The sequence below is a fragment of the Mobiluncus mulieris ATCC 35243 genome, from assembly GCF_000160615.1.
GTDB classification, from domain to species: domain Bacteria; phylum Actinomycetota; class Actinomycetes; order Actinomycetales; family Actinomycetaceae; genus Mobiluncus; species Mobiluncus mulieris.
Genome location: NZ_GG668520.1, coordinates 153,233 through 160,881, shown reverse-complemented (window position 1 = coordinate 160,881; position 7,649 = coordinate 153,233). Strand labels below are relative to the sequence as shown.

At 56.9% G+C, this 7,649-nt stretch carries 8 protein-coding genes; 5 read left to right on the top strand and 3 right to left on the bottom strand.

What is annotated here, in order from left to right; all coding sequences use genetic code 11:
• Window positions 1–4 precede the first annotated feature (4 nt).
• Complete coding sequence (locus HMPREF0577_RS08725; protein ID WP_004015915.1) at window positions 5–724, bottom strand: rhomboid family intramembrane serine protease; 720 nt, start codon at window positions 722–724, stop codon at window positions 5–7.
• A gap of 87 nt (window positions 725–811) precedes the next feature.
• A complete protein-coding gene (locus tag HMPREF0577_RS08720) occupies window positions 812–1,333 on the bottom strand; it encodes a peptidylprolyl isomerase (protein ID WP_004013455.1) in 522 nt (173 codons plus the stop codon).
• 262 nt (window positions 1,334–1,595) lie between these two features.
• Between HMPREF0577_RS08720 and HMPREF0577_RS08715 the strand changes: the two genes are divergently transcribed.
• On the top strand, window positions 1,596–2,048 hold the full coding sequence (locus tag HMPREF0577_RS08715; RefSeq protein ID WP_004013971.1) for a hypothetical protein: 453 nt from the start codon (window positions 1,596–1,598) through the stop codon (window positions 2,046–2,048).
• Between the two features lie 221 nt (window positions 2,049–2,269).
• Here the strand turns inward: HMPREF0577_RS08715 and HMPREF0577_RS08710 are convergent, their stop codons facing one another.
• A complete protein-coding gene (locus HMPREF0577_RS08710) occupies window positions 2,270–2,545 on the bottom strand; it encodes a cell division protein CrgA (protein ID WP_004013970.1) in 276 nt (91 codons plus the stop codon).
• Between the two features lie 120 nt (window positions 2,546–2,665).
• Here HMPREF0577_RS08710 and HMPREF0577_RS08705 point away from each other — a divergent pair, with 120 nt between their 5' ends.
• From HMPREF0577_RS08705 to hypF, 4 genes are read left to right on the top strand one after another with little or no spacing between them, the layout of a single operon-like run.
• The gene (locus HMPREF0577_RS08705; RefSeq protein WP_004013452.1) at window positions 2,666–3,817 is read left to right on the top strand and encodes a class E sortase; all 1,152 of its coding nucleotides are present in this window, start codon (window positions 2,666–2,668) and stop codon (window positions 3,815–3,817) included.
• Window positions 3,818–3,829: 12 nt separating this feature from the next.
• Entirely contained in the window at window positions 3,830–3,985 is a 156-nt protein-coding gene (locus HMPREF0577_RS11590) for a hypothetical protein (RefSeq protein WP_004013451.1), read from the top strand.
• A 10-nt stretch (window positions 3,986–3,995) separates the two neighbouring features.
• Entirely contained in the window at window positions 3,996–4,982 is a 987-nt protein-coding gene (galE, locus tag HMPREF0577_RS08695; protein WP_004013450.1) for a UDP-glucose 4-epimerase GalE, read from the top strand.
• A 7-nt stretch (window positions 4,983–4,989) separates the two neighbouring features.
• Window positions 4,990–7,608, top strand: a complete 2,619-nt coding sequence (hypF, locus tag HMPREF0577_RS08690) for a carbamoyltransferase HypF (RefSeq protein WP_004013449.1) — start codon at window positions 4,990–4,992, stop codon at window positions 7,606–7,608.
• The last annotated feature ends 41 nt before the right edge of the window (window positions 7,609–7,649 follow it).

Genomic DNA, 7,649 nt, shown 5'->3' with positions numbered 1-7,649 from the left:
AAACCTAGAAACCAAGCAGGCTATAAATCGTGTGATAGTTGAAGTGATAGAACAACCAGCTCGCGCCCAAAAGCAACAACACAAAACCTGCATAAAACAAAACATCGTACATGCGGTCGCGGGTCGTAATCACCCGGTGTAAGACGACGGCTTTAGGAGGATTGGGGTTATCCGGGGTTGGCACCTCGTGAACGGGGATTTCAACCAAAGTGGCGTGACGCAACCGCCACGCCGTGAACCCACCAATCGCCAGTCCGGCCGCTAGCCCCCCCAGGTGTGCCACCCACGCCACGTTAGGCAAAACGAAACCGATAACGAAGTTGATACCAATCAAGGCGGCCATCTCGGTGTACGGCAGGCGCAGCATCCGCTGGATCGCCAACATTATCCCGAAAAAACCGAATACCGCCCCTGAGGCGCCCACTGTGAAAGTCAACCAGGCCTGGAGATTCAGCAAAGCCGTCAGGCAACACGCCAACGAAGCTGCCAGCGCGCAAATCACAAAGGACAAAAGCAGTTTCGTATGCCCCATGATGGGTTCCAAGGCGCGACCCACCACCCACAAGGCCCAACAGTTGAAACCAAGGTGGAAAGGCATCGGGATAGAATGCAAGAAAGCTGCCGACAAAAACCGCCACGGTTCAAACAAAGCCGCCGCCGGCATGAAAGCAAAGTCGCGAATTAGCGTCGGAAACAACAGCGTCGCGACCCAAATCACCAACATGGCAAGGCAAAGCCCCCAGGTCACAAAGGATTTTGGGGGCTTTGGGGCTCGAGTATTCTCGGAATAGGACTCGGATTCACTCAAGGTTTACTCGACAATCTCGATGGTTTCAATCATCACGTCTTCCAGCGGGCGATCCGTACGATCCGTGGCGGTGGTGGCAATCTTGTCCACCACCACGCGAGAAGCGTCGTCCGTGACCCGTCCGAAGATGGTGTGTTTACCATTCAACCAGGTGGTGGGAGCCACCGTGATGAAGAACTGGGAACCGTTAGTGCCCTGGCCGCCGCGAGTGCCTGCATTGGCCATCGCCAACAGGTACGGCTCGGTGAAGGCAAGGTTCGGGTCGATTTCATCGTCAAAGACATAACCCGGGCCGCCGGTGCCGGTGCCCAGCGGGTCGCCGCCTTGAATCATGAAACCGTCAATAACCCGGTGAAACACCGTCCCGTTGTATAGCGGGTCGGTTGAAACCTCGCCGGTTAACGGATGCGTCCACTGGCGCTGGCCGCTGGCGAGTTCCACGAAGTTCTTTACCGTTACCGGTGCGGATTGGGGATAGAGTTCGAGGTGGATGTCACCTTCTGAAGTGTGCAATATAGCTTCCATGGACTAATCTTTTCATGCCCCCGCCCCCCGGCGCAACGCTATGGGGCGGGAAATGTGTCGAAAACCTGGAATCCCGACAAGCCTGGACAAGCGCGTTGCTGAATCTGAATACAAAACAACGGTGTATCGGTGGCAAGTTTGCCAAAAAAGGTGCAAAATAGAGACAGCTGCACCCGCTGAGTCAATAACTCGGCTTGAGCATGGTTGGGATTTTAGGTTTGAAAATGTCTGGAACCCAGAACCCATATTGGAAAGGATATTGATGTTGGATAATTTCGCGAAATGCCTGGACATGGACTGTGTGAAGCGGGTTTCTGGCGACGTGGCGCAAAACGCTGCGGGCACGGTGGTGTTGGCTCGTGATGCGGTCGAGGAATTCTCTGCTAGAATGAAACGAGACCTGCTGCCGCGAGCCCAAGCGGCGCAAAACGCCGTAACCAAGGCGGTTACCGGTGAAGGTTCCCTGAAAAGTAAAGTTATGAAAGCGAGTGATGGTGTCATGACAGCGTTGAATCCACCGAAGAAAAAGTGCCCAATCGGCCACCCTTGGCTGTTGACTGTTGTGGTGGCTGGCGCCGCTGCGGTCATCGGTTTTGTGTTGTGGAGCCGGTCGCGTCCGGTTGAAGACCCCTGGGCCGAGGAATCTTGGGAAGATATTGACGACGACGACCTGGTGGTGGTTACGGATTACGGCGAGGAAGGCGAAGATAAATAGCCGCTGCGCCGTGTCGGCGTGTCGGGGCGGCGATTCGCTGCCGCGCGTGTGATTTAAAACTTCTGGGAGACTGGTTGGCGAGCCAGTCTCCCTTTGGTTTAGCTTTTCGGGATTCTGCCGCTTACCCTGTTTTCGAGTTTTGCGCCCGGTTCGTTTTGCTAGGTCGCGGATGGTAGCTGCCCGTCGGTGTCCCCTGGGTCACCGTTCATGAGTTGCGGGTCTTATTTCCACCACATCAGCATAATGAAACCAACCATAATAACCCCGAATCCCACGGCGAGGTTCCATTGGCCGATACCCAAGAGATTGTAGCCGCCAAATCCCAAGGCCAGGGCATAGAAAACCACAATCCACAGCAGCCCCAGCAGCATAATCGTTACCGCCAGCGGCGCATACCACCGTGGTGAGCGCTTGATATCCTCGGTCCACGAGGGGCGCAGTTCACTGTCGGACTGGACTTTTTTCGCGTCGCGCTTGCGTTTCTTTGATTCAGGCACAGTTTCCCCTATCAAGTAAAAGACATTTTAAATCTAGCTTCTATGATATCTTTTCGTCGCGTTGCGCGGAAATTGGTAAAATTGAAGTGTCTAATTTTTTCTTGGTGGGAGAGTGGGTTTATGTCTGGGGATGCGATGCCGGGAGGTTCTGGTTCGGCGCCTGAAGGCTTAGGGTTTGTAAGTTCGGTGCCCGGAAGCTCAATTCCTGGAAACTCTGCGCCGCCTCGAATCTCGCGTCGGCAGCGCCGCGAAATGCGGGAACAAGCGGGTTCGACGGGGGTTGGGTCGCCGCTGGTAGTCGGTTCGGTGGCCGCTTCGAACCCGGTTCATGAGGTGCCAGCACCTCATGAACCCCAAGCACCTCATGAACCCCACCTCACCCCAGCATTCCCCACCAAAGTAGAATCCGAACCGGACTGGGACACTCTGATGGGTGAAAAACCCAATAAGGCGACCAGTCCGGTGGCGGCGAATTCCCCGCATCGGAAACGGAAAACCTCTGTCTCTGTGCTGGTCATGTCGGGGGTGGGACAAACGATGTTGACTGCCGGGGTGGTGCTGGCCTTGTTTGTGGTGTGGCAGCTCTATGTCACTACCTGGCAGGTGCAGGGGGCGAGAGCCGCAGCGGTGGAATCTTTCACGAAATCGGGGGTGCAAGAGGCTACTAAAACCACCGAGGAACAGCGGTTTGACCCGCCTCCGCCGGTGACGATTCCGCCCTTTGGTCAGACCTTCGGTACTTTGCATGTGCCGCGTTGGGACGCAATGGTAATCCCTATTATGGAGGGCACCACCAGTGCCGTTTTGGACACGGGATATGCTGGGCATTATCAGGAAACTCAAGGGCCGGGAGAAATAGGCAACTTTGCCCTGGCGGCACACCGGCGTTCGTATGGCAACTCGTTTCGCCGCGTAGAGGAACTGCAGGTTGGGGATCCGCTGGTGGTGGAAACTGCCCAGGCGTGGCTGGTCTACCAGGTGTCTTCCACCGAAGTGGTGTTACCCACCCAGGGCGAGGTCATCCACCCGGTGCCCCACAAGCCTAAGGATACGGTGCCTACTGAGCGACTGATGACCTTGACGACCTGTCACCCGGAATATGGGAGTACCGAGCGTTTTATTGTGTATTCCAAACTGTCATATTGGGTGCCGCGTTCTGCGGGGCGTCCGGTGGCTTTGCAGGGCATCGCGGCAATGCAGTCGGTGGGTGGCGCTGGCGGGGCGACGGGGGATGCGTCGGCGGGTACTCCGGCGGGTACTCCGGCGCAATAGGGGGGTTGCTCAATGTATGCCTGGATTTTTTCGATTCTGCCCGGACCTAAGTGGTTACGGATTTTGGAAGTTATGATTGTGATATTGGCGGTGGTGGCGGCGCTGTTCCAGTGGGGTTTCCCCTGGGCGGTCGAGACCTTCCACCTCGGTGAAAACACCGTGAACTAGGAGGAATGCAGTGAAAGTAATGGTGGTTGGTGGAGCCGGTTATATTGGCGCTCACGTAGTGCGATTGTTGGAAACACGCGGGGATGAAATTGTCGTGGTTGACGATTTATCCTACGGTTCACCCGAGCGTATTGGGGGGGCGGAACTGGTGAAGTTGGACTGCGCCGATGCCTCGCGTTACCCGCAGCTATTGGCGGCCATGCGTGGGGTAGATGCCGTAATCCATTTTGCCGCCCGTAAACAGGTCGGTGAATCGGTTCAGAAGCCGGCCTGGTACTACCAGCAAAACATTGGCGGGCTGGCTTTGGTGCTGCAAGCCATGGGGGAGGCCGGGGTTGGCAAGATGATTTTCTCTTCCTCGGCGGCGGTCTATGGGATGCCCGACACGGAAATCGTGCCCGAAGATATTGAAAAACGCCCTATTAATCCCTATGGAGAAACGAAGCTGTTTGGGGAAACCATGATGGCGGCCTGTCAACGCGCCTTTGGACTGCGTTGGATTGGGTTGCGGTATTTTAATGTTGCTGGCGCGGGGGCATCGGATTTGGGTGATCCCGCGATTTTGAACCTGATTCCGATGGTGTTTGAGCGTATTGTGGCGGGGGAAAATCCGCTGATTTTTGGGGATGATTACCCTACCCCGGACGGAACCTGTGTGCGTGACTATGTGCATGTTCAGGATTTAGCTCAGGCACACCTCGAGGCCTTGGACTATATGAGCCGTGCCGAAGCCGCTGGTCAGGATTTGGAATACCATGTGTTCAACGTGGGGACTTCTACCGGTTATTCCGTGAAAGAAGTGGTTGACGTGGTTGCTAAGGTGACGGGGATTGATTTCACTCCAGAGGTTTGTGCGCGTCGTGCCGGGGATCCCCCGCGTTTGATTGCGGATTCCACGCGGATTCGCCAGATTATGGATTTTGAGCCGCGCTATAACCTGGAACAGATCGTGCGTTCCGCCTGGGAGGCTTGGCAGGTAAAGCCAGGGCGGCACTAAAGTCTTGATGGACAACACGGTGGTGCGCCGACGCTGGATTCTGACTGGTATCGTTCAGGGGGTGGGTTTTCGTCCTCACGTTGCCCGAGTGGCTTCGCGTTTTGGGGCGGGGTTGACTGGATTTTGCGGCAATGATTCCCTTTCGGTTTTCATCGAGGCTCAGGGCGAGTTGTCGGTTTTGAGGGCTTTTATCGCGGCGGTGGTTGATGAGGCACCTCCTTTGTCTTATGTCATGAGGTGCCAGGAAACTACGATTGACGTGGTTGACTCGGAAAACGAGTTTCGGATTGTGGCCTCTCGTGGGGGCGTGGGGGCACGCACCTTGATACCCCCGGATGTGTCCTTGTGTGCCGCTTGCTTAGCGGATATTCGCGACCCCGGGAACCGGCGTTACGGCTATGCCTTTACCACCTGTACTAACTGTGGGCCGCGACTGTCGATTATCGAGGACTTGCCCTATGACCGCCCTCAAACCACCATGCGGGATTTCCCATTGTGTGCCGCTTGTGCGGCTGAATACCGCGACCCTGGCGATCGACGTTTTCATGCCCAGCCGATTTCCTGTTATGACTGTGGCCCGCACCTGTGGCTGGTCGCTGCGTCGGAGCTGCCCACCGGTCTAGCAGACCCCTTTTCTAGCCAAGACTTAGGTGTTGACCTGGTTGACGGGTCTCGGGGTGGTCGCAGTCCGGCGGAACAGGATGCGGTACTGGACGCGGCAGCAGCGGATTTGAGGTCGGGCAAGATTGTGGCGGTCAAAGGCTTGGGAGGTTTTCACCTCTTGGTGGATGCCACTAATGAAACCGCTGTGTCGCGATTGCGACGGCGTAAACACCGTGACGGTAAACCCCTGGCGGTGATGGTGGCGGATTTCGCGGCGGCTAGAGCGCTGGTGGATATTGATACCCCGGAAAACCCGATAGCACAACTATTACTTTCTCCTGCCCACCCCATAGTTCTGGCTGTGCGTCACGGAGCGGCTATTGCTCCCTCGGTAGCACCCGGGTTGGACAACCTGGGAGTGATGCTGGCCTACACCCCGTTGCACTTGCTGCTCTTAGAACGGGTGGGACGACCAGTAGTAGCGACTTCGGGGAATCTGTCTAGCGAGCCCCTGTGTTACACGAATGCGGATGCCTTACGTCGCCTGGGAAGTATCGCCGATACTTTTTTGCTGCACAACCGGGGCATTGCCGTGCCAGTAGAAGACTCGGTGATTATGGCCGCGCCGCTCACCTTACCTAGTTCCCTAAGTCTAAAGACAGCTTTTTTGCCGGTGCGTCGGTCTCGCGGCTACGTGCCGCTGCCTTTCCCCCTGCCCGAAAAACCATCGCGAGACCCCGCGTCACAACCATGCATAAGCGTCAATCAGGTCAATCCAGTAATATTGGGAGTAGGCGGTGAATTGAAGAATACTTTTACCTTAGTTAGGGATGGATTGGCCTTTACTTCGGCTCATCTGGGGGATATGGGTTCACTGGCGTCGCAGTTGGCTTATGAAAAAGCTATCGGACAGTTAACCAAGATTCACCGCGAGCATCCCACCATTGTGATTCGTGACTTGCATCCGAACTATGCCACCACTGCCTGGGCGGAGCGCTACGTGGCATCAGCCCGGGATTCTGGCCGGACGCTACGGCTGCTAGCTTTGCAACATCACCGGGCACATGCCCTGTCGCTCTTGGCTGAAACCCGCGTCCCCCGCGCTATTGTGATAGCCGTGGATGGCACCGGCTACGGTGATGACGCGAAAATCTGGGGTTCTGAAGTGTTCTTGGTGGATACGTCCAGGGTGGCGGCGCAAGGCGAAGCGGGCGTGCCGCGTCTGGCTCATCTGCCGTATTTCCCCTTACCGGGTGCGGACTTGGCGGTGCGCGAACCGTGGCGTCAAGCAGTGGCACTGTTGCGCTCCCTGGGGCTTTCCGCCACCGGTTTACCTTTGGAGTCACGCTGGTGCAGCTCCCTTGGCCAGACGGTGTTATCCCAGGTGGATTCCGGTTCCAGCCCCTGGTCTTGCGCCTTGGGACGTTACTTTGATGCGGTGGCGGCATTGCTGGGGCTGTGCGAGATTTCAAGTCACGAGGCCGCCGCCCCAGTCGCGGTACAAACCGCTGCGAGGCGTTGGCAGGCGGAAAACCCCCTTGCCGCCGCGCAGATTGTTCACAGCTACCTATTCCAGCTCGGTAGCGCCTTGAGTGATGGCCCGGTAGTGGCGCAATGGACGGCTTCCCCGCCGCCCCAAACCGGAGTCAGCTGCGAAGCGGCTGCTTCCCAGTCGGGAATTGGGACTGTACCCCCCGCTGCCCGGGAACTGCCGATGGCGGGAATTATCACCGAGCTGGTAGCGGGGATAAAGGCCGGAATATGCCCGGGGGAACTGGCGTTTCGGTTTCATGTGGTGGTGGCAAAACTCTTTGCCACCACCACATGTGCGCTGGCTGCAGAATATGAGTGCGCTGCCGCCGGTATCACCGGCGGCAGCGCACTCAATTCTCTATTAACCGAGCTTATAGGTGCAGCTGTCAAAGAACATGGGTTGACCTGGTTGACACATCAGCGCATCCCTGCCAATGATGGGGGGCTCTCGCTGGGTCAGGCCTTTTATGGCTGGCTGGTCACCATGTAGCCTAGCCGGTAATCTTGGCTCGCACCTCATGAACCCGACCC